Source organism: Streptococcus bovismuti (assembly GCF_042436615.2).
Taxonomy (GTDB): Bacteria; Bacillota; Bacilli; order Lactobacillales; family Streptococcaceae; genus Streptococcus.
Genome location: NZ_JBHMFR020000024.1, coordinates 1 through 301 on the forward strand (window position 1 = coordinate 1; position 301 = coordinate 301).

Below are 301 nucleotides of genomic sequence, written 5' to 3' on the forward strand. Positions count from 1 at the left end.
AAGCAATCGACGATGCACTGAAAGCTAAGAACGACGCGATCGACGCAAACAATGACTTAACAGACGAAGAAAAAACTGCAGCTAAGGAAGATGCAAAAGTCAAAGCCGACGCAGCGAAACAAGCCATCGACAACGCAACAACAAATGCGGCGGTAGAACAAGCTAAGGCTGATGGAACAACAGAAGTAAACAATGTGAATCCAACTCCGGTAGCAAAACCAGCAGCTAAGAAAGCAATCGACGATGCACTTAAAGCTAAGAATGACGCGATCGACGCAAACAATGACTTAACAGCGGAAGA

1 protein-coding gene is annotated in these 301 nt (G+C 45.5%); it reads left to right on the forward strand.

Annotated features, from left to right (window positions below):
* Positions 1 to 301, forward strand: a 301-nt coding sequence (locus ACERDH_RS09815; RefSeq protein WP_415741925.1) for a DUF1542 domain-containing protein, incomplete at both ends; no start/stop codon positions are given.